The 25,838-nt window shown below is 70.2% G+C and carries 23 protein-coding genes and 1 tRNA gene; 13 read left to right on the top strand and 11 right to left on the bottom strand.

Annotated features, from left to right (window positions below):
- Positions 1 to 146: 146 nt before the first annotated feature.
- From EXW95_RS13145 to EXW95_RS13165, 5 genes are all read right to left on the bottom strand, one after another.
- A complete protein-coding gene (locus tag EXW95_RS13145) occupies positions 147 to 1,361 on the bottom strand; it encodes an ABC transporter substrate-binding protein (RefSeq protein ID WP_174367817.1) in 1,215 nt (404 codons plus the stop codon).
- 55 nt (positions 1,362 to 1,416) lie between these two features.
- On the bottom strand, positions 1,417 to 2,115 hold the full coding sequence (locus EXW95_RS13150; protein WP_174367818.1) for an ABC transporter ATP-binding protein: 699 nt from the start codon (positions 2,113 to 2,115) through the stop codon (positions 1,417 to 1,419).
- A gap of 133 nt (positions 2,116 to 2,248) precedes the next feature.
- The gene (locus EXW95_RS21180; RefSeq protein WP_174367819.1) at positions 2,249 to 3,025 is read right to left on the bottom strand and encodes an ABC transporter ATP-binding protein; all 777 of its coding nucleotides are present in this window, start codon (positions 3,023 to 3,025) and stop codon (positions 2,249 to 2,251) included.
- Between the two features lie 294 nt (positions 3,026 to 3,319).
- Positions 3,320 to 4,789 (bottom strand): potassium/proton antiporter, encoded by a 1,470-nt coding sequence (locus EXW95_RS13160; protein WP_174367820.1) that lies wholly within the window; start codon positions 4,787 to 4,789, stop codon positions 3,320 to 3,322.
- A 108-nt stretch (positions 4,790 to 4,897) separates the two neighbouring features.
- Complete coding sequence (locus tag EXW95_RS13165) at positions 4,898 to 6,157, bottom strand: lamin tail domain-containing protein (protein WP_254605616.1); 1,260 nt, start codon at positions 6,155 to 6,157, stop codon at positions 4,898 to 4,900.
- 338 nt (positions 6,158 to 6,495) lie between these two features.
- Between EXW95_RS13165 and pheS the strand changes: the two genes are divergently transcribed.
- Positions 6,496 to 7,515, top strand: coding sequence for a phenylalanine--tRNA ligase subunit alpha (gene pheS, locus EXW95_RS13170; RefSeq protein ID WP_174367822.1), 1,020 nt, complete (start codon positions 6,496 to 6,498; stop codon positions 7,513 to 7,515).
- A complete protein-coding gene (locus EXW95_RS13175) occupies positions 7,512 to 7,913 on the top strand; it encodes an NUDIX domain-containing protein (protein ID WP_174367823.1) in 402 nt (133 codons plus the stop codon). Before pheS ends, EXW95_RS13175 begins: the two co-directional genes overlap by 4 nt.
- A gap of 161 nt (positions 7,914 to 8,074) precedes the next feature.
- On the opposite strand, the gene EXW95_RS13180 is transcribed toward EXW95_RS13175, so the two are convergent.
- Positions 8,075 to 8,431, bottom strand: coding sequence for an endonuclease domain-containing protein (locus EXW95_RS13180; RefSeq protein ID WP_371810061.1), 357 nt, complete (start codon positions 8,429 to 8,431; stop codon positions 8,075 to 8,077).
- Positions 8,432 to 8,512: 81 nt separating this feature from the next.
- On the opposite strand from EXW95_RS13180, the gene EXW95_RS13185 reads away from it, so the two are divergent.
- Positions 8,513 to 10,969, top strand: coding sequence for a phenylalanine--tRNA ligase subunit beta (locus EXW95_RS13185; RefSeq protein ID WP_174367824.1), 2,457 nt, complete (start codon positions 8,513 to 8,515; stop codon positions 10,967 to 10,969).
- 104 nt (positions 10,970 to 11,073) lie between these two features.
- Here EXW95_RS13185 and EXW95_RS13190 read toward each other — a convergent pair whose 3' ends face one another.
- Positions 11,074 to 12,063 (bottom strand): NUDIX domain-containing protein, encoded by a 990-nt coding sequence (locus tag EXW95_RS13190; protein ID WP_174367825.1) that lies wholly within the window; start codon positions 12,061 to 12,063, stop codon positions 11,074 to 11,076.
- Between the two features lie 26 nt (positions 12,064 to 12,089).
- On the opposite strand from EXW95_RS13190, the gene EXW95_RS13195 reads away from it, so the two are divergent.
- The 3 genes from EXW95_RS13195 to mscL all read left to right on the top strand — a co-directional run bounded on the left by EXW95_RS13195 (position 12,090) and on the right by mscL (position 15,527).
- Positions 12,090 to 13,184 carry a glycosyltransferase family 4 protein gene (locus tag EXW95_RS13195; RefSeq protein WP_217449197.1) on the top strand — a complete coding sequence of 365 codons (1,095 nt, stop codon included), beginning with the start codon at positions 12,090 to 12,092 and terminating at the stop codon, positions 13,182 to 13,184.
- A 176-nt stretch (positions 13,185 to 13,360) separates the two neighbouring features.
- Positions 13,361 to 14,875 (top strand): DUF512 domain-containing protein, encoded by a 1,515-nt coding sequence (locus EXW95_RS13200; protein WP_174367826.1) that lies wholly within the window; start codon positions 13,361 to 13,363, stop codon positions 14,873 to 14,875.
- A gap of 274 nt (positions 14,876 to 15,149) precedes the next feature.
- The gene (gene mscL / locus EXW95_RS13205) at positions 15,150 to 15,527 is read left to right on the top strand and encodes a large conductance mechanosensitive channel protein MscL (protein ID WP_174367827.1); all 378 of its coding nucleotides are present in this window, start codon (positions 15,150 to 15,152) and stop codon (positions 15,525 to 15,527) included.
- Between the two features lie 80 nt (positions 15,528 to 15,607).
- Here the strand turns inward: mscL and EXW95_RS13210 are convergent, their stop codons facing one another.
- Entirely contained in the window at positions 15,608 to 17,077 is a 1,470-nt protein-coding gene (locus EXW95_RS13210) for a serine hydrolase (RefSeq protein WP_174367828.1), read from the bottom strand.
- Positions 17,078 to 17,139: 62 nt separating this feature from the next.
- On the opposite strand from EXW95_RS13210, the gene gatC reads away from it, so the two are divergent.
- The 5 genes from gatC to EXW95_RS13235 all read left to right on the top strand — a co-directional run bounded on the left by gatC (position 17,140) and on the right by EXW95_RS13235 (position 20,469).
- Entirely contained in the window at positions 17,140 to 17,433 is a 294-nt protein-coding gene (gatC, locus tag EXW95_RS13215) for an Asp-tRNA(Asn)/Glu-tRNA(Gln) amidotransferase subunit GatC (RefSeq protein ID WP_174367829.1), read from the top strand.
- Positions 17,433 to 18,710 carry a serine--tRNA ligase gene (gene serS / locus EXW95_RS13220; protein ID WP_174367830.1) on the top strand — a complete coding sequence of 426 codons (1,278 nt, stop codon included), beginning with the start codon at positions 17,433 to 17,435 and terminating at the stop codon, positions 18,708 to 18,710. The genes gatC and serS overlap by 1 nt, the downstream gene beginning before the upstream one ends.
- A 72-nt stretch (positions 18,711 to 18,782) precedes the next feature.
- Entirely contained in the window at positions 18,783 to 19,346 is a 564-nt protein-coding gene (locus EXW95_RS13225) for a hypothetical protein (protein WP_174367831.1), read from the top strand.
- Positions 19,347 to 19,513: 167 nt separating this feature from the next.
- Positions 19,514 to 20,041 carry a DinB family protein gene (locus EXW95_RS13230; RefSeq protein ID WP_174367832.1) on the top strand — a complete coding sequence of 176 codons (528 nt, stop codon included), beginning with the start codon at positions 19,514 to 19,516 and terminating at the stop codon, positions 20,039 to 20,041.
- Positions 20,038 to 20,469 (top strand): hypothetical protein, encoded by a 432-nt coding sequence (locus tag EXW95_RS13235; RefSeq protein WP_174367833.1) that lies wholly within the window; start codon positions 20,038 to 20,040, stop codon positions 20,467 to 20,469. Before EXW95_RS13230 ends, EXW95_RS13235 begins: the two co-directional genes overlap by 4 nt.
- Before the next feature lie 157 nt (positions 20,470 to 20,626).
- On the opposite strand, the gene EXW95_RS13240 is transcribed toward EXW95_RS13235, so the two are convergent.
- The 3 genes from EXW95_RS13240 to chrA form a co-directional block, all read right to left on the bottom strand.
- Positions 20,627 to 22,783, bottom strand: coding sequence for a molybdopterin cofactor-binding domain-containing protein (locus EXW95_RS13240; RefSeq protein WP_174367834.1), 2,157 nt, complete (start codon positions 22,781 to 22,783; stop codon positions 20,627 to 20,629).
- A 154-nt stretch (positions 22,784 to 22,937) separates the two neighbouring features.
- Positions 22,938 to 23,396 carry a (2Fe-2S)-binding protein gene (locus tag EXW95_RS13245; protein ID WP_174367835.1) on the bottom strand — a complete coding sequence of 153 codons (459 nt, stop codon included), beginning with the start codon at positions 23,394 to 23,396 and terminating at the stop codon, positions 22,938 to 22,940.
- Positions 23,397 to 23,490: 94 nt separating this feature from the next.
- On the bottom strand, positions 23,491 to 24,672 hold the full coding sequence (gene chrA, locus EXW95_RS13250) for a chromate efflux transporter (protein ID WP_174367836.1): 1,182 nt from the start codon (positions 24,670 to 24,672) through the stop codon (positions 23,491 to 23,493).
- A 77-nt stretch (positions 24,673 to 24,749) separates the two neighbouring features.
- Here chrA and EXW95_RS13255 point away from each other — a divergent pair, with 77 nt between their 5' ends.
- Both EXW95_RS13255 and EXW95_RS13260 read left to right on the top strand, forming a co-directional pair.
- A complete protein-coding gene (locus EXW95_RS13255; RefSeq protein WP_371810062.1) occupies positions 24,750 to 25,544 on the top strand; it encodes a VC0807 family protein in 795 nt (264 codons plus the stop codon).
- Between the two features lie 148 nt (positions 25,545 to 25,692).
- Positions 25,693 to 25,777: transfer RNA gene (locus tag EXW95_RS13260), tRNA-Leu, on the top strand.
- The last annotated feature ends 61 nt before the right edge of the window (positions 25,778 to 25,838 follow it).

Genomic DNA, 25,838 nt, shown 5'->3' on the forward strand with positions numbered 1-25,838 from the left:
TCCGTCTGTTTCGTCGACACCCCGGAAGGGCACCGGGGTGCCGACTCCACGCCCGGAACCCGCCCTGCTCCTGCTCGCTCTGCTGCGCAGCTCTCCGAGTCCGCTCGGGTTGAACGGCTCTGCAAACCGTTCAACCGGAGTCCGTATCACATGCGGCACTTGTTCTCGCTCAGGGGCATGAAGGCCTTCGCGGCGGGAATGGTGTTCAGGCGCTTGTAGATGTCCCCGGCTTCCTTGGATTCGCTCTTGCCCTTGACCTGCACGACCTGCACGTCGAGCAGGACGCGGTGGTCCTGCGGGCGGATCGTGGCGTTGCGCGCGAAGAAGTCGTCGAAGGAGTGACCTTCGAGCGCCCTGACGACCGCGTCGCTGTTGTCGCTCCTGGCGCGCGCCACGGCGTTCAGGTACTGCAGGGTCGCAGAGTACACGCCGGCCTGCGCCCAGGTGGGTTTCTTCCCGAAGGTCTTCTCGAAGCGCCCGGCCCACTGGCGGGAACGCGCGTCGAAGTTCCAGAACCACGGCACGGTGGCGATCGCACCCGCGAAGGCGTCCTGACCCAGCGCGGCCACGTCCGTTTCGAACAGCAGGCCGATGCCCAGCCCGATGCCCTGTTTCTTCAGGCCGAACTCGTTGTACTGCTTGACGACGTTCACGAGGTCGTTCCCGGCCTGCATGGTCCCGAAGATCTTTGGGCGCACGCTCTGCGCTTTCAGCAGGTACGAGCTGAAGTCGGTGTTCGGAAAGGGTGTGGCGTCGCTGGGCGCGGCCAGTTTCCCGCCGTTCTCCTGCACGGCCGACACCATCTGGCGGTTCAGGTCCTGCCCGAACGCGTAGTTGGGGTAGATGATGTACCAGCTGCTCCCGCCGCGTTTCGTGACGGCGGTGCCGGTGCCGTTGGCGAGCATGTAGTTGTCGTACGCGTAGTGGAAGGTGTACTTGTTGCACTTCTCGTTCGTGAGGGCGGTGGTGGCGCCGGTGACGACCATGGCGACCGTCTTCTTCTGCCGGGCGACCTCGGTGGCGGCCAGCGCGGCGCTGCTGGTCGGCATGTCGACCAGCATGTCCACGTTCTGCCGGTCGATCATCTCGGCGGCCTTGTTCCCGGCGACGTCGGCCTTGTTCTGGTGGTCCACGCCGATGACGCTGACCTTCCCAGCGTACGCGCGGTTGGCTTTCATGAAGTCCTCGGCGGCCATCTGCGCGGCCTTCACGCTGCCCTGCCCGGACAGCTCGGAGTACACGCCGGACAGGTCGGTCAGGACGCCCACCTTGATGCTCCCGTCGGACAGGGACTGGGCCGAGGCGGCGGGCGCCAGAAGCAGGGCGGTCAGGGCCAGGATGGCGGTGCGGGTCTTGTTCATGGGACAACCTCCAGAGGAGTGAATGGGGCACGGAATGGGGGATAGGAACGCGGGTTTACACGCTGAGGTACCGCAGCAGGTCCTCCCGGCGGGCGTCCACCTGATCGCGCGGCACCTCGTCCACGATCTGACCGTCCACGAACACGTAGTGCCGGTCCGCGAGACGCGACGCGAACTTCAGGTTCTGCTCGACCAGCAGCACCGCCATGCCGCTCTGGCGCAGCGTGTCGATGATCTCGCCGATACGCTGCACGATCACGGGCGCCAGGCCCTCGCTGGGCTCGTCCAGCAGCAGCAGCTTCGGCCCGGCGCGCAGCACGCGCACCATCGCCAGCATCTGCTGCTCGCCGCCCGAGAGCTTGCTGCCCGGGTGATGCCCCCGCTCGCGCAGCACGGGGAACGCGTCGTAGATGCGTTCGGTGCTCCAGCCTCCGGGGCGGCTGGGCGGCAGTTCGAGGTTCTCGCGGACGGTCAGGGTGCTGAGGATCGCGCGTTCCTCCGGCACCCACGCCAGGCCCTGCGCCGCCACGCGGTTGCTGGGCAGGCGGCTGATGTCCTGCCCGCCGAACGTGATCTGCCCCGTGCGGCTGCGCAGCACGCCCATCACGCTTTTCAGGGTGGTGGTCTTCCCGGCGCCGTTGCGGCCGATCAGGCTGACGACCTCGCCCGGGTTCACGTGCAGGTTCACGCCGCGCAGCACGTGACTCTGCCCGTAGTACGCGTTCAGGTCCTGCACCGAGAGCAGCGGCGTCATACGAACTCCGATGGGATGGGTTGGTAAAACCCATTCCATCCGAGCAGAGCGAGAAGGAGCGAAGCGGGTTCCAGACGTGGAGTGGACAGATCGGTGGTGTGCCGATCTGGCAACGAAACAGACGGAACCCGCTTCACGCGTGTCCCCCGTCGTCGCCGAGGTACGCCTCGATGACGCGTGGGTCGCGCCGCACGTCCTCGTAACGGCCACTGGCGAGCACCGACCCGTACTGCAACACTGTGATGCGGTCGGCGAGTTCCGCCACGACGCTCATGTTGTGTTCCACCAGCACCACCGTCCGCCCGCGCGCCACCTGCCGCACCAGCGCGATCACCCGCGCGATCCCCTCCGAACCCATGCCGGAGGTCGGTTCGTCCAGCAGCAGCACGCGCGGGTCCTGCGTCATGGAGATCCCGATCTCCAGCTGCCGCTTCTCGCCGTGGCTCAGGTCCGCCGCCAGCCGGTCCGGCATGCCGCCCAGGCCCACGTCCGCGAGGATCGCGTCCGCCCGTTCGCCCAGCGACTCCAGGCGCGACAGCGGCACCCAGAACCGGTGCGGGAGCGGCGTGGGCGACTGCAGGGCCACCAGCACGTTCTCCCGCACACTCAGGGTGGGAAACACCGAACTGATCTGAAACGACCGCGACAGCCCCCGGCGCACGATCTCGTAGGGCCGCAGCGTGTCCACCCGCTCGCCGAAGAGGCGCACCTCGCCCGCCGTGGGTTTCAGGAAGCCCGACAGCAGGTTGAACAGCGTGGTCTTCCCGGCCCCGTTCGGTCCGATGATCGCGTGAATCTCCCCGTCGTGAATCTGCAGGTTCACGTCGTTCGTGGCGCGGAACCCCCGGAAATCCTTGACCAGCCCGCGCGCCTCCAGCGCAACGGCCGGTGCGGGGGCCGCCCTGTCCATGTGAACCGACGTCGCCGTCACGGCGCGCCGGATGCCTCGTGTCGCATCACTCCTCCCCCCATGTTGTGTGGTCTGGGAGGAGCCTAGCGGGCGCGCGTCACGCTGTCGTTACAGTTTGACCGGCACGGACCGGACGGGTCATACGGATTCCGTTTGTTTCGTTAACAGATCGGAACACCACCGATCTGCCAACTCCACGCCCGGAACCCGTTTCTCTCCTGCTCGCTCTGCACCGCAGCTCTGCGAGTCCGCTCGGGTTGAAAGATTTTGCAAACCTTTCAACCGGAGTCCGTATCAGGCGGGGCCGGGGCGGCCCAGGGTGCGGCGCACCTCGCGCAGCTCCTCTGGTCCGGCCAGCACGAGCACCTGATCCCCGCCGCGCAGGTCGGTCGCGCCGCGCGGAATGAGGTACTCCCCGGCGCGGTTGATCAGGATCACCAGCGCCTCGGGCGGCAGGTGCAGGTCCACGATCCGCTGCCCGTCGGCGGCGCTGCCCGGCACGACCTCCACCTCGACCATGTTGTTGCGGTCGTGTCCGGTGGGCGTGTACGTGATCGGGGACGCCGCGTTCACCGGCAGGGCCTCGCGCACGTGCAGGAACCGCGCTACCAGCGTCAGGGTGGTGCCCTGCAGCAGCACGCTGACGAGCACGATGAAGAACACGATGTTGAACAGCGTCTGCGCCTGCGGTACGCCCGCCAGCAGCGGGAAGGTCGCCAGGACGATCGGGACCGCGCCGCGCAGGCCCACCCACGCCACCATGCTCTTCTCGTTCAGTGGCATCTTCGCGCGGGCCAGCGCCAGGTACACGCTGACCGGCCGCGCCAGGAACACCAGTACGAGCGCGCACGCGATCGCCAGGCCCGCCGTGGGCAGCAGTTCGTGCGGGTTCACGAGAAGCCCCAGCGTGAGGAACATCGCCACCTGCATCAGCCAAGACAGCCCGTCGTGGAAGCCGATCAGGGACCGCTTGTGGATGAAGTCCGCGTTGCCCAGGATCACGCCCGCGATGTAGATCGCCAGGAAGCCGCTGCCGCCCGCGACCGCCGTGCCCGCGAAAATCGTCAGGGCCAGCGCCAGGGACAGCACCGAGTACAGGCCCTCGAACTGCAGCTGCAGGCGGTTCAGGACCCACAGCGCCGCGCGGCCCAGCACCACCCCGAACACCGCGCCCAGCAGCATCTGCTTCAGGAACAGCGGCACGATGCTCAGCACGCCCAGCCCCGGATTCGCGATCAGTTCCAGCAGGCCCACCGTCAGGAAGACCGCCATCGGGTCGTTCCCGCCGGACTCGAACTCCAGCAGCGGCGCCACGTCACCCTTCAGGCCCAGCTGCCGCTCCTTGAGAACGCTGAACACCGCGCTGGCGTCCGTGCTGCTGACCACCGCGCCCAGCAGCCACGCCGTCAGCCACGGAAAGCCGAACGCGTAGTGCACGAACGCCGCCATGATCCCGGCGGTGCCCAGCACCCCCACCGTCGCCAGACTCAGGCCGCGGCGCACCACGGGCCGCGTGTGCGCCCAGTTCGTGTCCAGGCCCCCCTGGAACAGGATGAAGCATAGCGCCACCGTCCCGATCGCCTGCGCCAGCCGGTAATCCTGAAACTGGATGCCCAGCCCGTCGGACCCGGCCAGCATGCCCACCCCCAGGAACAGCAGCAGGCCCGGGATGCCCAGGCGCCCCCCGATGCGGCTCATGAGCAGGCTGCCCAGCAGCAGCACCCCGGCAATCAGCAGGAACAGTTCGGCGTGCACTTCACCCATGCGGTCTCCAGATCATGTGGGTCATCTTTTCATGCGCCTGGACACGCAAAACAGGACCGGCCGCCCAGAAGCGGGCCGCCGGTCAGGAATGTGAAGCTTAAATGAAGATCAGAGGTCCTTCGCCAGCCAGCGCACGATGTTCTTGCCCATCGCCGCGTTGCTGAGGTTCGGCCAGTTGTTGTACGTGCCGGTGCTGCCATCCGAGTACGTGTTGTCCCCGAAGGTGCTGCTGTCGCCCCACATCGCCACGCGGCCCGACCCGACGCTGTTGACCGCGAGGTACGTCTTGCCGCCCGTGCCCATCAGCGCCGTGCCCGAGAGGACGTCCACGCTGGTGCCCACGTACACCCCGGCGCTGCTCACGCCGTTCAGGATCGGGTGGGTGGTCAGGGGCGTGGCCGTGAGGACCGGGTCGCTGAAGCTGGAGTTGAACGACGCGTTCAGCCCGAAGATCACGTCGCTGTTCAGGCTCGCCTGCAGGCTCGTGCTGACGCTGGCGGGCGTGCTGCCGTCCCAGCCGTCGAACACTTCCGGGCTGTCCCAGCCGCTGTTGTTGCGGTCACTGACGCGGTGATCGGTGATCATGAACACCCCACCGCCGTTCTGCACGAACGACTGGATCGCGGCGCGCTCGGCGTCACTGAAGGGGTTCTGCGGCTCGGGAATGACCAGCACCGACGCGCCCGACAGGCTGGTCGAGGTGATGCTCGTGCCGGTCACGCTGCTCACCGTGTACCCCAGGCCGCGCAGGGCATTGGCGTAATCGCTGTACGCCCCGTCGATGCGCCAGTCGGCATTCCCGGCGTCCTCGGCCTTCGTCAGGTCGAACAGCACCTTCTTCGTCGTGCCGCCACCGCCGCCGGTCCCGCCCCCGTTCGACGCGCCGGGCGTGCTGACCTGCACCTTGAAGTCCACGCTGTTCGCGTTCGTGTCCGACCCGTCCGGCACGCGCGCCAGGGCGCTGCCCGCGCCGGTCGTGGCGGCCGCGGTGCCCTCACCCTTGTTGCTGGTCGGCGTGCCGTACGCCACCGCGTCGATGATCGTGGTGCTCTTCAGCAGACGCAGGCTGCCCGCGCCGTTGTTCAGGTCCGCGCCCGCATTCACCAGATTCCGGCTCGCCACGGTCGTGTCCTGCGCCACCACGAAGTACCCGCTCGCCGGGATCGTCCCGGACAGGGTGATCGTCCGGTACTGCGTGCCCGCCGTGTCGAATGCCGCCAGCGTGTACCCGCTCAGGGACTTGCCCGCCGGGCCCTTCAGTTCGATGAACGTCCCCACGTCCGTGCTGGGCGAGTCGTAGTACAGCTCGTTGATGACCGGCTCACCCGCCGCCGCCAGGGCAGACAGGGACGGAGCAGCAGCAGGCATGCGACCACAGGAGGACAACGCAAGGGAAACGGAGGCCAGCAGCACGAAGCCGCGCCGGACAGTTGAATTGGACATCGAGATACCATTCTTCGCTCAGATGTCAAGCAGATGTCAACACCACCGGGTCACCTCCCCCCCACAGCCAACCCAGTCCAAACTCATCACCCCACGAACCTGCTACCCTGAACCCCATGACGCCCCGGACCGGTACACCTTCGCCGTTTACCCACACCGGGGTCACGCTCGCCTGAACCTCAGGCCGCAGCGAGTCACCCCGCCCGCACCCGCGAGGCGGGGCTTTTCATTGCCAGACTGTTCATTCCCCCACCGGAGGACCCATGCAGCACGAAGCCATCCCCGAAATCCAGGCGGCCACCACCCTCGAAGCCCTGCAAGCCGTCAAGACCAAATACGTCGGCAAGAGCGGCCTCGTCACCCGCGAACTCGGCACCCTCGGAAAACTCCCCCCCGAGGAACGCAAGACCCGCGGCGCCGAAATCAACGCCGTCCGGCAGGCCATCCAGGACGCCCTCGACACCCGCGAAACCACCCTGAAACGCGAAGCCCTCGACGCCCAGCTGGCCAGCGAAGCCATCGACGTCACCCTCCCCGGCCTCCCCCTCCCCAGTGGCGGCCTGCACCCCATCAACCGCGTGTACGACGACCTGACCGGCATCTACGAACGCCTCGGGTACACCGTCGTTGAGGGGCCCGAAGTCGAGGACGAACACCACAACTTCGAAGCCCTGAACGTCCCCTGGTACCACCCCGCCCGCGACCTCCAGGACACCTTCTGGCTCGAGGACGGCCGCCTGCTGCGCACCCACACCAGCCCCATGCAGATCCGCTACATGGTCGACCACGAACCCGACCTCAAGATCGTCGTGCGCGGCAAGGTCTACCGCTACGAAGCCACCGACGCCACCCACGAAAGCATGTTCCACCAGCTCGAAGGCCTCGTCGTCGGCGACCACATCAACATGGCCGACCTGAAAGGCACCATCGCCGAAATGGCCCGCGGCCTCTACGGCCCCCGCGCCAAAGTTCGCTTCCAACCCAGCTACTACCCCTTCGTCGAACCCGGCGCGGACTTCGCCGTGTACTGGGACAACCCCCGCGGCGAAAGCAAATGGCTCGAACTCGGCGGGTGCGGCATGGTCCACCCCAACGTCTTCAAAGCCGTCGACGACCTCCGCGAAGCGCAGGGCAAGGAGCGCGTGTACGAAGGCAAGACCGGGTTCGCATTCGGCCTCGGCCCGGAACGCATCGCCATGCTCAAGTACAAAATCCCCGACATCCGCTACTTCTACGCCAACGATCCCCGCGTCATCGGACAGTTCCGGGGAGAACTGGAGTGAGGGCCCGCGCCGTCGCCATCATCCTGAATGACAGGGCCGAGGTGCTCCTCATGCTCCGCCGCAAGCAGGGGCGCGCGTACGCCACGCTGCCCGGCGGCGGCATCGAAGACGGCGAGACGCCCACCCAGGCCTGCGTGCGCGAGGTGCTGGAGGAAGTGAACCTGACCGTCACCGTCGGCCCGCCCCTCCTCGTGCTGGAGAACATCGGCAACCTTGAACACTACTTCCAGGCGCACGTGCAGTCCGGCGAGATGCGCCTCGGCGACGGCCCCGAAGCGATCCGCAGCAGCGACGAGAACTGGTACTCGCCGCAGTGGGTGCCCCTCACGGACCTGGAAAGCGTGAACCTCGTGCCCGAACAGGCGCGGGAACTGGTGCGCGAGGTGGCCGCGCAATGAACTGCCCGCTTTTCCTCTCCCCCTTCAGGGGGGAGATGTCCCGGAGGGACAGAGGGGGTGAGCCGAGCCGTCACCCAGGCGCGGTAAATCGTCCACGGTCTCGTCGTGATGCCGGTTCGGTTCACCCCCTCCCCAGCCCTCCCCCCTCAAGGGGGAGGGGGCTAAAGGTCCTTTCTGGCTTCCAGGACTTGTTGGATTCGTTCGAGGACACCGGGGAGGTTGCTGCGTATTTCGTTGTTCCAGAACCGCAGGGTCTGGAAGCCGTGGTCGAGCATGTCGGCGTCTCGTTCCCGGTCCGTATCGCTGTTCAGGTGTTGGCTGCCGTCGAGTTCGATGACGAGGGTGCGTTCGTAGCAGACGAAGTCCGCGACGTACCGTCCCATGGGTTCCTGTCTGCGGAACGTCACGCCGAGTTGTCTGCGGCGCAGGTGCTGCCACAACAGGATTTCTTCGGGGGTCATGCGTCTGCGCAGCATGCGGGCTACGTCGGTGGATGGACTGTGTCGTTTGGGCGGCACGTCTCAGCGTAAATGTTTACCCCTCTCCCCTTCAGGGGGGAGATGTCGCCGGAGGCGACAGAGGGGGAGGAGAGGTACTCAATGAAAATTCCGTATTCGTGGTTGAAGGAACTGGTGCCGGGTCTGCCGGTGGTGTCGGAGCTGGAGCCGATCTTCGCGCAGCTGGGTCTGCCGTTGGAGGGCGTGGAGGAGGTCGCCGCGCCGCCTGCGGGGGTGCTGCTGGTGGCGGTGAAGGCGGCCGAGGCGATGCCGGGCACGCAGTTGACGCGCCTGACGCTGGATGTCGGTGAGCATGGCGAGCGGGTGATCGCGTCGGGTGCGGGGAACGCGGTGGGTCTTCCGGCCGGGACGATGCTGGCGCTGGTGTCGCCGGGCACCGAACTGGGTGGCATGACGTACGGCGTGCGGGCATTGCAGGGCGTGGAGTCTTGGGGCATGGCGGCCAGCGCGAAGGAGCTGGGCCTGGGTGAGAGCAGCGCGGGCCTGATGCTGTTCCCGGCGAACACCGCGAAGCCCGGCACGCCCATGCGCGAGCTGTGGGCGGCGGATCACGTGCTGGACGTGGAGGTCACCCCGAACCGCGCGGACGTGCTGAGTGCGCTGGGGGTGGCGCGGGATCTGGCGGCGTTCCTGAAGCTGGATCTGGTGGAACCGGCGGCGGGGCCGGAGGCGGTGGGGGAGGGCGAGATCCGCGTGTCCCTGCCCGAGAAGGGCATCCGCATCGAGCGTGACCCGACGCAGAAGCTGCGCTTCGGCTGCGACCGCTTCGTGGCCCGCACCGTCAGCGGCCTGCGGAACGGCCCGGCGCCGCTGTGGATGCAGCGCCGCGTGAGCCTGTCCGGCATGCGCTCCATCGACCTGATCGTGGATACCAGCAACTACGTGATGCTGGAACTGGGCCAGCCGACGGCGCTGTACGACCGGCGGGACGTGCGTGGCGATCAGATCCTCGTGGCGTTCGGGCTGCGGCAGGGCGAGCGGGTGCGTGACCTGATGGGCGGCGAGCACGAGGTCGGCCCGGAGGACCTGCTGATCCTCGACGGCGCGCAGCCCGAGGTGTCCACTGTCGCGGAGGCGTTCGAGACGGCCGGGCAGCCCAAACTGGGTGACACGGTGCTGGGCATCGCGGGCATCATGGGCGGCGATCACGGGCACGTGCGGGCCGACACGACGGACGTGGTGATCGAGGTGGCGCACTTCGACCCGGTGCTGCTGCGCCGCACGAGCACCCGCCTGGGCCTGAAGACGGACGCCGTGTACCGCTACGAGCGTGGCGTGGACCCCCTGCTGCCCGAACGCGCGGCGGCCCGACTGGTGGGCCTGCTGGGCGACGCGGGTGGGCAGGTGCACCCCGGCGCGACCATCGTGGGCGACCCGGAGATCCCTGGGCGGATCGAGGCGACGGGTGAGCAGATCCGCGCGCTGCTGGGCATGCCCGTGGACACCGACGAGATGCGCGGCATCCTCAGCCGCCTCGGGTGCGTCGTGGAGGGTGAGGGGGACGCGCTGAGTGTCGTGCCGCCCTCATGGCGGGTGGACATGGCGATCTGGCAGGACCTCGCCGAGGAGGTCGCGCGCCTGCACGGCTTCGTGCACCTGCCCGAGAGTCTCCCCACCCTGCGCGTCCACGAGAGCAACGTCGGCGCCGAGCGGGAAGGCGTGGCCCGCGCGACGCTGCGCCACACCCTGGCCGGACTGGGCGCGCAGGAGGTCGTCACGTACACCTTCACCAGCGACGAGGAAGCGCAGAAGGCCCGCACCGAGCGGCCCGGCGTGCGCCTGCGCAACCCCCTGACCGCCGACCGCACCGGGCTGCGCACCGCGCTGTACCCCAGCCTCGTGAAGGCCGCGCAGGCCCACGCGAAGGGCGACCGCGTGCTGATCTTCGAGATGGGCCGCATCTTCCCCGCCAGCGGCGAGACCGAACGGGTGGGCCTGCTGATGCGCGGCCCGCTCGCGCCCCGCACCGATCAGGCGGGCGTCGCCGGGGACTTCCGCGCGTTCAAGGGCCTCGTGGAATCCCTGGCGGGCACCCTGGGCGCCAGCTTCGAACTGCGTCAGCTGCGCGGCGACGCCGTCCCCAGCGCCCTGCACCCCGGCATCGCGGGCGAGGTCGTCTGGAACGGCCACAGCGTCGGCTGGCTCGGCGCGCTGCACCCCGAGATCGCCCAGGCGTTCGGCCTCAAGGGCGACACCTTCCTCATGGAGGCCGCGCTGCCCCTGCCGGGCCGCGAGTGGGCGTTCCGCGACCCCAGCCGCGCGCCCGCCGCGTGGCGCGACCTCGCCGTCATCACCCCCACTGGCGTCAGCTACGGCGAGATCGCCGCCCTGCTGCGCGAACACGGCGGCACCCTGCTGGAAAGCGTGGAACCCTTCGACGTGTTCACCGGCGAGCAGATCGGCGCGGGCAACCGCTCCGTCGCCGTGCGCCTCGTCTTCCGCGGCGACAAGACCCTCACCGACGCTGAAGTCGATCCCGTCATGGACGCCCTCATGAGCGCCGTCCGCGCGCAGGGCTGGAACATCCGCGAGAAGTGACGTTCACTCCCTCTCCCCTCGTGGGAGAGGGTCGGGGTGAGGGGGCGTGTGATCCACTCGACCTGATCAGGGAGGCCAGGGCCATGCGCTCTGGCCTCCTCTGATCACTGGTCGGGGGCGTCCCCGTGCGTGCGCCACCAGCGGAGGTTGGCGCGGATCAGTTCGCCGCTCAGTTCGTTTTCGGGGGGGAGGTCGTCGGGGCTGAACCAGCCGACCTCCAGCACCTCGCCGGGCTGGGGGGTGAGGGTGCCGGTGATGCCGTGGGCGCGGTACAGGACCGACACGAAGTCCACGACGTGTCCGTTCGGGTACGTGAAGCGGTACTCGGGTCCGGCGAACAGGTGCAGCGGGTCCAGGTGGGCGGCGTGCAGGCCGGTTTCCTCGAACAGTTCCCGAGCGGCAGTCTGGGCGAAGGTCTCGCCGGGTTCCAGGCTGCCGCCGGGGAGCGTCCACAGGCGGGTGTGCCCGTGCCGCAGCAGCAGGAGGCGGCCCTGGTCGTCGGTGACGAGGACGTTCGAGCCGGGCGCGAACCAGGGGCGCGGGCCGATCACGCGCCGCAAGTCCATCAGGAAATTGCCGACCGGTGGCGCGGGAGGCGTGGGGGCCAGCGGCAGGGGTGGGAGGCCCGCGCGGGCGCGCAGGACGTTCAGGCTGGCGCGGTTGGCGTTGTTGCTCAGGGCGGGCAGGGCGTCCAGCGGGAACCAGCGCAGCTCCAGCGTCTCGCCGCTGTCGTCCGGCGCGGCCCCTGCCAGCGCGGCGGCGGGGAGCGTGCCGTGGGCGCGCATCCCGATGATGTAGATCTCGTGCCCGTTCGGGTAGCGGTGGAACAGCTCCGGGCCGTCCTGAAGCCCCTCGGGCAGTGGCAGCAGCGTCAGGTTCGGGCAGTCCAGGCCGGTCTCCTCCAGCAGTTCGCGGCGGGCGCCGGTCAGGAAGTCCTCGCCGGGTTCCAGCGCGCCGCCCGGTTCGCCCCACAGGCCGTCGTCGCCGCGGCGTTGCATCAGCACCCGGCCGTGCTCGTCCTGGAGCAGGACTCCGGCGGACGCGGCCATCAGGGGGCGGTTGCCCCATACCTCACGCAGTTGCATCAGGGTCATCGGGCCTTACGGTACCCTGGCCCGTGATGAGGACCGATGCTGCGCCGCTGCGCGTGCTGTTCGTGACCGACGCGCCCGCCGTGGGCGGCAGCGAGGTCTACATGCGCGAGATCATTCCCCCCATGCGCGCCCACGGGGTGCACGCCGAGGTCGCCATGCCGGACGTGCCGGGCACCGCCGACTTCCGCGCGCAGCTGCAGGAACGCGGCATTCCCGTGCATGCCTACCGCACCCTGGACGAGGTCGCCCGTGTGGAGCGTGCGGGTCGGGGCTTCGACCTGACGATCCTGAGCAGCTGGAATCCGCGCGGGTACCGCAAGTACTACCGCGCGCTGCGCGGGCCGTTCGTGTCGCTGGTGCACGATCAGCTGATGCTGCACATTCCGGGCCTGCCGCAGGGCGTGTACCGCGCGTGCTACGAGTGGTTGCAGGCGGGGGACATCCGCGGCGCGCAGCATGTCGTCACGGTGTCCGAGTGGGGCGCCGAGTACCTGCGCCGCCACCACCGCATGACGCAGGTGCACGCGGTGCCGAACGGCGTGGATACCGTGAAGTTCCGCCCCGGCGACCCGCAGGAACGCGCCGCGCTGCGGGAGCGCCTGGGATTCACAGGGTTCACCGTGCTGAACCCGGCCCGCATGAGCATCGAGAAGAACCACCCGGCAGTCATCGCCACGGCGTGGCAGGCGCCGGAACTGCACTTCGTGCTGGTGGGCACCGGGTACCTGGAACCCGCCCTGAAACGCACGGCGCCGCGCAACGTGACGTTCCTGGGTAAACGGCACGACATGCCGGACCTGTACCGCGCGGCGGACGTGGTGCTGCAACCCACCATCGCGGAGAACCAGTCCCTGGCGACCCTGGAGGCCCTGGCGAGCGGCACGCCGGTCGTCACGAACGACATTCCCGCGCAGCGCGAACTGATCCGCATGGGCCAGGAGGGGCTGCTCGTGCGTGGCGGCGCGCCCGGCTACGCGGCGGCCCTGCGGGCGCTGGCGGCCCACCCGGACGCCCTGCGCCGCATGGGGATTGCGGCGCGCCAGAGCGTGCTGGACGGGCACACGCTGGACGGGAACGCCCGGCACCTCGCCACGCTGCTGACCCAGTTGGCCGGGCGCTGACCGGCCGGGCGGGCGCTGGCCCCCGGCGGGTGAACCTGTGCCCGCTCACACCTGACCCTGGGCGCGGCTGTTATGCTGCTGTGCTTGAGGCGAGGCCCCCACGGGTGGCCCGCGCGTGCAGGTGCAGTGATGCAGGTGAGGGGCCGCCACAGCGTCCCGAAAAGGGGTGAAGTGACGTGACGGCAGCCGAACAGATTCAGGATCAGGTGTTTCCCGCGCCCATCAAGACCGTGGAGGCGGGCAGCGCCGCCGAACGTGCGGGCGTGCGCCCCGGCGACGTGCTGCTGCGCGTGAACGGGCAGGCGGTCACGGACGTCCTCGCGTACCGCCACCTGCTCTCGCAGGGCCGGGCGACGCTGGAGATCGCCCGCCCGCAGGAGGCCCCGCGCGTCATGACCGGCGTGCCCGGCACCGCGCAGGACCACCACCGCCTCTTCCTGACGGCGGCGCCCAGCCTGGACGACACGTTCACGTTCAGCGTCGAGTGGGAGGACCCGGGCCTGGAGTTCGAGGAGGTGCTGTTCGACGGCATCAAGAAGTGCGCGAACAAGTGCGATTTCTGCTACGTGCACCAGATGCCCCGCGGCTTCCGCAAGAGCCTGTACATCATGGACGACGACTACCGCCTGTCGTTCCTGTACGGCTCGTTCGTGACGCTGACGAACCTCTCCGAGAACGACATCCGACGGATCGAGGACGAGAACCTCTCGCCGCTGTACGTGTCGGTCCACACCGCGAACCAGGACCTGCGCCAGGACATGATGAAGTGGTGGCGCCTGAAGGTGAAGGACCCCCAGGCCGTGCAGATCCGCAGCATGATCGAGCGCCTGGAACAGATCGACCTGTACACGCAGATCGTGCTCGTGCCCGAACGCAACGACCGCGAGAACCTCGACGAGACCGTCGAGTACCTGTCGAGCCGTCCGAACGTGATCAGCGCGGCGGTCGTGCCGATCGGCCTGACCAGCCACCGCACGAACCTCCCGGACGTGCGGGTGTTCTCCCGCGAGGAAGCGCAGGACACCCTGCGGCGCCTGAACGTGTGGCGTAAGCAGTTCCTCGCCGAGCGCGGCACCCGCTTCGTGTTCCCGTCGGACGAGCTGTACCTGCTGGCCGGGGAGCCGCTGCCCAGCGAGGAGGAGTACGAGGGGTTCCCCATGCTGGAAAACGGCGTGGGCATGATCCGCGACTTCCTCACCGAGGGCGTCCCGGAGCTGCCCGCCGCGCTGCCCGAACCCCGGCGCGTGATCCTGGGCACCGGCACGCTGTTCGCCGAGTCCCTGGACCGCGCCGTGGAACCACTGCGCGCCATCAGGAACCTCAGCATCGAGGTGCGCGCCGTCGAGAACAAGACCTTCGGCAAGGTCACGACCGTCGCGGGGCTCCTCACGGGCCGCTGCTTCCGGCACGCCGTGAAGCCCGGCGAGGCCGACCTGCTGATCGTGCCGCCCACCACCTTGCGGTACGGCACGGAACTGATGCTGGACGACGTGAGCCTGGACGAACTGCGCGCCGAACTGCGCATGGACATCCGCTCGGGCGGGTCCACGCTGGGTGAACTGACCCGCGTGATCCTCCAGGGCGCGCAGAGCAGCGGGCCGCAGTTCGGCATGAGCGCCCACGCCGTCAAGGACACCGCCGAACCCATCTCGGTGCAGGTCGCCGAGCAGAACATGCGCGGGCAGGCGTAAGGCCACCACCCGCTGCGCCGACCGGCCCGCGCCCCTGAAGAGGGTGACGGGCCGGTCCTGCGTCCGGGGCGGCGCGTGGTCTGCCCCTCCACCCGGCGGGGGAGGGGGGTATGCCCCCACCGCCCCGGATGGTGTGGGCGGATACGGAATTTGACGTGCTGCTAGCAAGTTCTTGATATCCAGTCCCGTAAAAATTCCACAAATGGAAAATCTGTCTAGATGTATTCATGAGGGGAGGATTGCTGAACGCTGAACGACCTGACACACTCCGGCCATGCTGAGTGGATTCAGAGACTTCATCATGCGCGGCAACATCGTGGACCTCGCTATCGCCGTCGCGACGGGTGCAGCCTTCACCGCACTGGTGGGCGCCTTCTCGACAGCCTTCATCAACCCGCTGATCAAGCTGGCGACCGGCGGCGGCGCCATCGGCGGCAAGTTCGTGATCAACGGCGTGGAATTCGACTACGGCCTGTTCATCACGGCGCTCATCACCTTCCTGATCACCATGCTCGTCCTGTACGTCGTGGTCGTCACGCCCTACAACCGCTTCCGCGAGCGCCTGGCCAAACCCGCCGCACCGGTCGTCGTGGAACCCACCGCCCAGGAAAAACTGCTGGCCGAGATCCGCGACGAACTGCGCCGCCGCTGAAACCCACACTGCGGCAGGCAGGAGGTCCCCCGGTGCCCAACGGCTCGGGGGACCTCCTGTCTGCCGTGGGCGTCGCCGGGTTATTTCAGGAGATCCAGGGTCGCGCCGTACAGCCCGACGAACGCGTCCTCCTGCAGGGGGACCGGGGCGTTCCAGGTGGCACTCACGCAGTACGTGCGTCCGGTCAGGGTGGTGACCTGCGTGGTCAGGTTCAGCACGCCGGGCTCGCTGCCGCCCTTGTAACTGACGCTGCGGAAGCGGGCGGGGTCGGCCACGCCGGGGTTCAGTTGCGTCTCCTTCAGGGCCGCCACGTCGTTCATCAGGCGGCACAGTGTGGCGGGCGTGGCGAACCACTCCACGTCCCGCGCCAGGGGGCCGCCCGCGAAGTCGGCGGCGGCGGGCAGCGGCGCCACGCGGGCACGGTCCAGCACTGCGCGGCGCGCGGGCACGTTCAGGGTTGCGGCGCGGTACTCGGCGAGCAGCGCGGCGTTCGCGGGGTTCTTCAGCGCGAAGGCCTCGCGGGTGTTCAGGAAGGGCCGCTGGCCGAAGCGGGCCTCCACGCCCGCGCGGCCCACCACGCCCAGCAGCAGGTCGGTGGCGGTGTTGTCACTCTGCGCGATCATCCGCGCCGCCAGGTCCCGCAGCGTGTAGCGGCTGCTCGTGGGGGCGTCCTGCAGGGTCCCGCTGGGCAGGCTGCGGTCAGCGTCGGTCAGGGTCACCTCGTCCGTCCACTGCCGCTGACCGGCGTTGACCTGTGCTTGCAGTTCGGCCAGGATCGCCAGCTTGAACGTGGAGCCGACCGCCAGGGGCCGCGTGACGTTCAGCGCGGCGGCGGGCGTGGGCGCACCGACCTCCTGCACGAGCAGGCTGACCTGACCGGGCAGGGCCGCGAAGGCCGCGCGGGCCTCGTCCAGCGACGTGAAGACCGGCGGGGGCGGCGTGAGCAGCAGTCCCGTCACGCGGCCCTGGTCGTCCAGCGAGAACTGCGTGACGTTCAGCTGCCCCCGCTCGAAGATCAGGGCCGCCATCTGCGCGCCGATCTGCACGTCCTTCAGGGCGCCGAACTGCGCCGTGACGTCGTCCAGCAGGGCGCGCAGTTGCGCTTCCGGCACGGCCGCCAGGAAGTCCGGCGCGAACATCGAGACGTCCAGCGGGCCGCTGAAGATGCGGGTCAGCACCTCGCGCGGCGAGCCCTCCCCGGACGCCGTCGCCATGAGCGGCACGAAGCGCAGACCCATGAAGCGCCCCTGGTCGTCCAGCGCCGCCAGCACGTTCAGTTCACCGCGTTCGAACACTGCCACGAGCAGGTCGCCGCGCGTCTCGGTCCGCACGAACGCACCCAGCTGGGCGGTCAGGCCGTCCAGCGCCGCCTGGAGGCCGTCGGCGGGCAGGGCCGCCAGGAAGGACGGCGCCAGCCACCCGGACTGCACGGGGCCGCTGAACAGGCGCGTCACGGCGTCCGGCAGGCTGGACGGCATCTGGGTGGGTGTCTGGGCCTGCGCGGGCAGGGTGGCGGTCAGGCCGATCAGGGCAGCGGTGAGGGGGCGCATGTCAGGCACTACGCCAGTGGGCGGGTGCGGGTTCCGGGGGTGGCGACTCTATACTTCTGGGCATGATTGACGCGGCCCAGATCGACCACCTCGCGCAGCTCGCGCGGCTGCACCTGAATGCGGAGGAACGCGCGGCCATGCAGGCCGACCTGACCCGCGTGCTCGGCTACTTCGAGCAGCTCAGCGAGGTGGACACCGACGGCGTGCAGGAGATGCAGCGCCCCGTGAACCTCGTGAACGTCCTGCGCGACGACGTCGCCGGTGAGGTGTTCCCCGTGGCGACCGTCACCGCGCTGGCGCCCGAGAGCATGCCCGACGGCCACATCCGCGTGCCCCGCACCGTGGAGACCGACTGATGTTGGACCTCAAGTTCATCCGTGAGAACGCCGGGGCGGTGAAGCACGCCGTGGACGTCAAGGGCGTGAACCTCGACATCGACGAACTGCTGCGCCTCGACCGCGAACTGGTGGACCTCAAGCAGCGCGTGGAGGCCATGCAGGCCGAACGCAACGCCAACGCGAAACTGGTCCCGAAGGCGACGCCCGAGGAGCGCCCCACCCTGATTCAGCGCGGCAAGGACCTCGCCGAGGAGATCAAGGCGCTCGACCCGGCCCTGCGCGCGCACGAGGACAACCTGAAGCAACTGCTGCTGCGCGTGCCGAACATCCCGCACGCCTCTGTGCCGGTCGGGCGGGACGACAGTGAGAACGTCGAACTGCGCCGCGAGGGTCAACTGCCCACCTTCGACTTCACGCCGCTGGACCACGTGGACCTGCTGGAAAAGCAGGGCTGGAGCGACCCCGAGCGGGTGGCGCGCGTGTCCGGCAGCCGCAGCTACCTCCTGAAGGGCGAGGCGGTCATGCTGGAAATGGCGGTCCTGATGTTCGCCATGGACTTCCTGTCCGGCCGGGGCTTCACGCCGCTGTCCACCACCGCCCTGGCGCGCCCCGAGGCGTTCGTCGGCAGCGGGCACTTCCCCGGCGGGGAAGACCAGGTGTACAAGATCGAGGGTGACGAACTGATGCTCGCCGGGACCGCCGAGGTCCCCGTGAACAGCCTGTACGCCGGGGAACAGCTCAGCCTGGAGGGGTTGCCGATCGCTTACGCCGCGATCAGCGCCGCGTTCCGCAGCGAGGCCGGCAGCGCCGGGCGGGACGTGCGCGGATTGATCCGCGTGCACGAGTTCCGCAAGGTCGAGCAGTACGTCCTGTGCCGCGCCGACGAGCCCGAAGCCCTGGACTGGTTCGGGAAGATCCTCGGGAACGCCGAGGCGCTCCTCGCGGCGCTGGAACTCCCGTACCGCGTCGTGCAGAACTGCACGGGCGACATGGGCGCCGGGAAGGTCCTGATGTACGACATCGAAACCTGGGTGCCCAGCGAGGAGAAGTACCGCGAAACGCACTCCTGCTCGTACCTGGGCGACTGGCAGGCCCGCCGCACCGGCCTGCGCTACCGCGACGAGCACGGCAAACTCGTGTACGCGCACACCCTGAACAACACCGGCATCGCCGCGCCGCGCATCCTCGTGCCCCTGCTGGAAAACCACCAGCAGGCCGACGGGACCATCCGCGTCCCTGAAGCGCTGCGCCCCTACCTGGGCGGCAAGGCCGTGCTGGGCCAGCCCGTCCGCTGAACAAAGCAGGGGAGAGGGGGGCCGCGCTGACCTGCGGCCCCCCTCTTCATGTTGGGCCGCTACCCTGTCGGTATGAACGCTGCCGGTCTGAACCTCCTGCGCGCCGCCCTGCTGCCGCTCCTCCTGACCGCCGCGCAGGCCGGGGGCGCGCCGGAACCCGCCTGGATCGGCCGCGCGGTGGACGTGCCCGCCACGCCGCTGTGCCGGGCGATGCGCTGCACCCTCCACACCGTCCGCGAGAACACGCCGGACACCCTGGGCGGACAGGACGGCCAGCAGCGCACATACCGCACCGCGAGCGGCTGGCAGCTGGAGGTGGACGTCCGCCCCGGCGGCCAGGTCAGCGGCGCGCGCCTTCTACGCCCCGGCGCCCCGCGCGGCACGCGCCTGACCGACGCGCAGACCCGCGAGGCCGCCGCGTTCCTGACCGCCCTGACCGGACGGGGCTTCCGACCACAGGCCGTGCAGGACTGCCTCACCGCCGGGCTGGCCGCGCAGGACCGGGACTTCGACGCCTACGGCCCCAACGAGCCCCTGAGCCGCTGGAGCACGCCCGCCGGGTGGCCGTTCCGGGCGCGCTGCGGCGTGGCGGGCGCAGGCCCGCTGGGCGTGTGGGCCGGGTGGATGCAGGGCTGATCCGGATTCCGTCTGTTTCGTTGACAACCCGGAAGGACACCGGGTTGTCAACTCCACGTCCGGAACCCGCTTCTCTCCCGCTCGCTTCGTTCGGGTTGAACGTTGTTGCAACCCGTTCAACCGGAGTGCGTATGACCGCGCCGGGCCGCGCGGCGTACACTGCCCGCATGACCAAACCGCTGCTGGACCCGGCTGCCCTGGCCCCCATGGGCGCCACGCCCGAGGACGTCCGCGCCCGTCTGGACCGCGAACTCGATCTGTTCCACGCGCACCTGCGCACCCGTCAGGGCGACTGGACCCACACTCAGCCGGGGCGCGACTGGAGCCCCGCGCAGGAGGCCGAGCACGTCCTGAAGATCAACGACTCCATCGCGCGCGGCGTCGGCCTGCTGCTGTCCAAACGGGAACTGCGCCCCATGCCGCAGACGCCCGGTGAACTCACGCCCGACGGCCGCCGCGTCGCCCCGCCCCACACCCAGCCCGGCGCTGCGGGCCTCGCGTGGGACGACCTGGACGCCACCTGGACGCACAGCCGCGCGGGCCTGAGCATCGTCACGGGCGCGCTGCGCGCCACGCCCGGCCGGACCCTCTGGCACCCGTTCTTCGGGGAACTCGACGCGCTGGACTGGACGCGCATGGTCGCCGCGCACCTGTACCAGCACCGCAGGGCCCTGGAACGGAGCGCGCAGCCGTGACCGCGCCCACCTCCCGCACGGACAAGGGCACGCGCGGGTTCGATATCGACCTGCACGTCACCTTCACCCGCCCGCTGCCCGAAGCGCAGGCCCGCGCCGCGCTGCTGGCCCTGCCGGGCTTCACGGTGGACCTGTACCGCCCACACCCCAACCCCACCGGCCAGACCCCCACCCAGACCCCGGAGGAGGTGCCGGGCGTGCCGTCCGCGCGCCTGACCGGTCCCCTGAGCGACCCGGACGCTGTTCGCGCCGGACTCGCCGCGCTGCTGGGCGGGGACGCCCGCTACGTCGAGGTCGGTCTGCGCGGCTTCCTGCGCAGCGCCCAGGGGCAGACCGAATGGATGCCCTGGCGCCGCAACGTCGTCCTGCCGCGCGCCGACGTCGCCCGCGTGACCTTCGAGGAGAGCATCCGCTTCGTGCTGGAATGACATCGACTCCGGTGGAATGGTTCCTGCCAACCATTCCACCCGAGCGGAGCGAGTAGGAGAGAAAGGGGGTCCGGGAGTGGAGTGGGGGATCGGTGTTGTTCCGATCCCTCCACGAAACGGACGGGCTCCCTCTCATGCATGACCCGGAGGCTGAAGCTCAGCTGCCGGGGCGCAGGGGCAGGGTCCGCAGGCGCTGGCCGGTCAGGGTGAACACCGCGTTCGCCACGGCCGCCGCCGCCGGGCCCATCACGGGTTCGCCCAGGCCCTGCGGGTCCTCGCCGCTCTCGATCAGGAGCACCTCGACCTCCGGCGCGTCCCGCAGGGGCAGGAGGCGGTACCGGTCGAAGTTCGACTCGACTACCCGCCCGTCCTGAATGGTCAGCTCCTCGTGCAGCGCGGAACTCAGGGCCATCATCACCGACCCCTGGATCTGCAGCCGCGCGCCGTCCGGGTTCACGACCAGTCCGGGGTCCACGGCGACCGTCACGCGGTGCACCCGCACCCGCCCATCTTCTACCGAGACCTCCGCGACCAGCGCCGAGGCGGTGTTCAGGTCCAGGCAGCACGCCACGCCGCGTGCCCGGCCCGCCGCGACGGGCGTGCCCCACCCGGCCGCCCGCGCAGCGCGGTCCAGCACGGTCCGCAGGCGACCCCCGTCCCCGCCTGACCCCAGGTGCCGCAGCCGGAACGCCAGCGGGTCCACCTGCGCGGCGTGCGCGAGTTCGTCCATGAAGCTCTCCAGCGCGAACGTGTTCGGCAGGACGCCCAGGCCGCGCCAGTACCCGGTCGGGACGGGCAGCGCCTCGCGGCGGTTCACGACCCGGTACGCCGGGAGGTCGTACGGCAGGAACTGCCCCAGCAGGCCGCCCGGATCGAAGCCCAGCGCGTCCCGCACGAACTCCGGCATGCCGGTCTGCCCCCAGATGATGTCGCCGCCCGCCGTGAACTGCTCGACGCCCCGCACCCGCCCGTCCGCGCCCACACTGCCCCGCAGAACGTGATGGGTGGGCGGCCGGTAGAAGGCGTGCTGGAGGTCCTCCTCGCGCGTCCAGCCGACATGCACGGGCTTCCCGACCGCCGCCGAGAGCCGCGCGGCCTCCAGCGCCGCGTGCTGCCCCGCCTTGCGCCCGAAGCCCCCGCCCAGCTGCGTCGGGTGCACCAGCACCTCGCGGTCCTTGCCGAACACGCCGCGCAGGTCGTCGACGATCTTCTGCGGGTACTGCGTGGACGCCCACACCTCGATCCGCCCGCCCGCCTGCACGTCCGCCAGGGCCGCCAGGGGTTCCAGGTGCGCGTGCGCGGCCAGCGGCGTGCGGTACTCGGCCCGCACCACCGTGCCCCCATCCAGGGCCGCGCGGACGTTTCCGCGCCGCCGCAGCACCGACCCCGACCCCGCCTGAATCTGCGCGTCCAGGTCGGCGCTGCTGGCGGTCGTGCCGCCCTCCCAGCGCAGGTCCAGGGAAGGCAACGCCGCGCGGGCCTGCGTGCGCGTCCGCGCGACCACGCCCGCGAACCCCGCCCCGACATCAATCACGACCCGCTCCACGCCCGGCTGCCGCCCCGCCGCGCCCGCCGACGCCGACACCAGCCGCGCCCCGAACCTCGGCGGGCGCGCCACCGCGCCGAACAGCATGCCCGGCAGGCGCGCGTCGTACCCGTACGTCGCCGTGCCGAGCACCTTGTCCCGGAAGTCCGTGCGCGGCATGGCCCGCCCGATCCGCTTGAAGTCCCGCCGCGCCTTCAGCACGGGCGCGGCCTCCGGAATCACCCACTCGCCCTGCTTGCCCGCCACGACCTGCGCGTACCCGATGCGCTCGCGCGAACCCGCCACGAAGAACGACCCACCCGCCGCCGTCAACCGCGCCGCCGGAACGCCCAGCTGCCGCGCCGCCTCCTCCCGCAGGAGTTCGCGCAGGGTCGCCGCCGCCTCACGCAGCGGACGGTACAGCGCCTTCACACTGGTCGACCCGAACGTGAACATCGTCCCGCCCGCGTAGCCGCGCGCCGTGTCCGCCTGCCGCACCGTCAGCTGCTCCGGCGTGACCTCCAGCTCCTCCGCCGCGATCTGCGCCAGCGCCGTGTGAATGCCCTGCCCCATCTCGACCTTCGGGACGAAGAACGTCACCCCGGCGGGCGTCACCTCGAACCACAGGTCCGGGTCGCGCGGCGCGTCCTGCGGGCCGGTGCCGTTCTCCTCGATGAACTCCACCAGCGCCGGGCGGCCCGCGTTCAGCGCCAGCGGCGCCCCCACGATCAGCACCCCCGCGCCGCTGCCCAGGCCGATCAGGACCCGGCGGCGCGTGACGGGCTTCACAGGCCCTCCGGTTGAACGGGTGTCGTGCACCGTTCAACCCGAGCGGAGGCGACTCGCAGAGCTGCCCCGCAGAGAAGGAGAGATACGGGTTCCGGGCGTGGAGCCGGCAGATCGGTGGTGTTCCGATCTGCGGGCGGAACAGACGGAACCCGTATCACAGGCCCCCTCGTTTCAGTTCCGCCGCGCGGGCGACCGCCCGGCGGATCGAGTTGTACCCGCCGCAGCGGCAGAGGTTGATGCCTGCCGCCTCCTCGATCTGCGCGGGCGTGGGGTCCGTGGTGCGCTCCAGCAGGGCCGCCGCCGACATCAGGTGCCCGGGCAGGCACCACCCGCACTGCAACGGGTTTTCCAGGAACGCCTGCTGCACCGGATGCAGCCGCTCGCCGCGCGCGAGGCCCTCGACGGTCGTGACCTCGCGTCCCGCCGCTGCGCTCGCTGGGGTCAGGCACGCGCGGGTGACCTGTCCGCCGATCAGGACCGTGCAGCTGCCGCACGCGCCGATCCCGCAGCCGTAGTGCGTGCCGGTCAGGCCCAGTTCGTCGCGCAGCACCCACACCAGCATCTCGTCGGGGTGCGTGACCTCGCGGCGCTGGCCGTTCACGGTCAGTTGCACGCCGACCCCTGTTCACCGTTGTTCATGAAGCCAGCTTAATCAGGTGGCCGCCGCGCGACTGCACGCCGGACCGCCATCATCTGCCGCCCGGCAGTCAGCCCAGGGCCCAGCCCAGCGCCGCGCAGAGCGGCACGACCACCCACGCGGGCACCCGGCCCGCCGTCAGCGCCGCGTACGCCAGCAGCGCGCCCGCCAGATCGGCCGGGCCGCGCACCGCGCCCGTGAACACTGGCGTGTACAGCGCCGCCAGCAGCAGGCCCACCACGCCCGCGTTCACGCCCGCCAGCGCGGCCCGCGCGCCGCTGCGGCCACTGAGCGCGGACCAGAACGGCAGCGCCCCCAGCATGAGCAGCGCGCCCGGCAGGAAGATCCCCAGCGTGCCCAGCAGCGCCCCCAGGCCAGTCCCTAGGCCCAGGGCGGGCGCGGCGGCGGCCCCCAGGTACGACGCGAACGTGAACAGCGGCCCCGGCATGGCGTTCGCCGCGCCGTACCCCGCCACGAACACCCCGTGCGGCAGCAGCCCCGGCACGAACGCGGGTTCCAGCAGCGGCAGCACCACGTGCCCCCCGCCGAACACCAGTGCGCCCGCCCGGAACGTCGCCCACAGCAGCGCCCACCCGCCCCCCAGTGCCGACAGGCCCGCGAGGGTGACGGCCAGCGCCGCGCCCAGCGCCAGCAGCGCACCCCCCGCCCGGCGCGACACCGGCACGCGCAGCGTCTGCCCCACGGCGACTGGCGCCGTCAGGACCCGCCAGCCGATCAGCGCGCACAGCCCCAGCACCCCCAGCGTGCCCCACCCGCCCGCGCCCGCCCACCACGCGGGCAGCACCAGCAGCGCCGCCGCCGCGCCCAGCGCCAGCCCCGCCCGCATCCGGTCCGTCACCAGCGCGCCCCACATGCCCGCCACCGCCTGCGCCACGACCGCTGCGGCCGCCAGCTTCACGCCCTGCACCCACCCCGCCCCGTCCGCCGCGCCGCCCGCCAGCGTCCCGCCCAGCAGCGCCATGAGCAGCGCACTCGGCAGCGTGAAGCCCAGCCACGCCGCGCCCGCCCCCACCCACCCGGCCCGGTGCAGGCCCACCGCCAGCCCCACCTGTGAACTGCTCGGGCCCGGCAGGAAGTTCGCCACCGCCACCAGTTCCGCGTACTCCGCGTCACCCAGCCACGCGCGCCGCTCCACGAACTCCGCGCGGAAGAAGCCCAGGTGCGCGACCGGCCCCCCGAAACTCGACAGGCCCAGCCGCAGGAACACCGTGAAGACCTCAAGGGCGCGCATTCCCCCCAGCGTACCGGACCGCTTGTCAGGGCCACCTCCGGCTCTCCGGGCTGCTCCTCACGCGGGAATGCAGGAGAATGCCCGGCATGACCGTAGCCCCCGAGCCCGCCAAACGCCCCCGCGTGCCCAAGACCGTCTGGGACCTGATCTTCACGCTGGTGATCCCCATCATGATTCTCAGCCCGAACATTCTCGGCAGCGGCATCAGCGTCGCCGAGCAGGTGTTCGGCGGCGGCACCACCGGCAACGTCCGCGCGTACCTCCTCGCGGCGCTGATTCCCGTCGCGTACGTCCTGTGGGACCTCCTCGTGAACCGCAACGTCAGCCCCGTCGCATTGATCGGCGGGGCCGGCGCGATCTTCAGCGGCGCACTGGCCTTCTGGTACGTGGACGGCTTCTGGTACGCCATCAAGGACAGCGCCCGCTCGTACCTCGTGGGCCTGCTGTTCCTGATCAGCGCCGCCACCAGCGTCCCGCTGTTCCGCGTCTTCCTGGACGCGACCAGCATCGGCGAGAGCCCCGAGCACCGCGCCGCCACCCAGACCGCCATGCGCGACCCCGTCGTGAAACGCGGCCTGGTGCAGGGCACCGTCGTGTTCGCTGTGGTCGACCTGATCGGCGGCGTGGTGAACAGCGTCGTGAACTACCAGCGTGTCACCGCGAAGTTCGGCACGGACGACTTCAACGCCCAGATCGCCGCCGTGAACGCCATCATGCGCGTCCCGAGCCTGATCATCAGCCTCGTGGGCGTCGCCGGGGCCGTGTGGCTCCTGAACCGCGCCGTCACCGCCCGCTACGGCGCAGGCGCCAGCCTCTTCGAACCCGGCAAGCTGGCCGAACGCCTGCGCGAACGCGGCGAACCCGTCAGCTGAATGAACCCCATGGGCCGCGTCAGGGTAGGGTGCCCCGGCGCGGCCCTTCCACGTCCGGGGCCGGGGGGTGTTGACAGTTTCGGCAGTCGCCTATAAAGTAAGCGAGCCCTGAAACGCGCCCGAGCGCGGGCGAGAATACCAAAGGTGTGCCGAGGTGGCGGAATTGGTAGACGCACTAGTTTCAGGGACTAGCGCCGCGAGGCGTGTGGGTTCAAGTCCCATCTTCGGCACCACACAGAAGACCCCAGCAGAAATGCCGGGGTCTTCCTGTCTTGCATGGCGGTTCACAGGGCA

It is taken from the genome of Deinococcus sp. JMULE3, from assembly GCF_013337115.1.
GTDB lineage: Bacteria > Deinococcota > Deinococci > Deinococcales > Deinococcaceae > Deinococcus.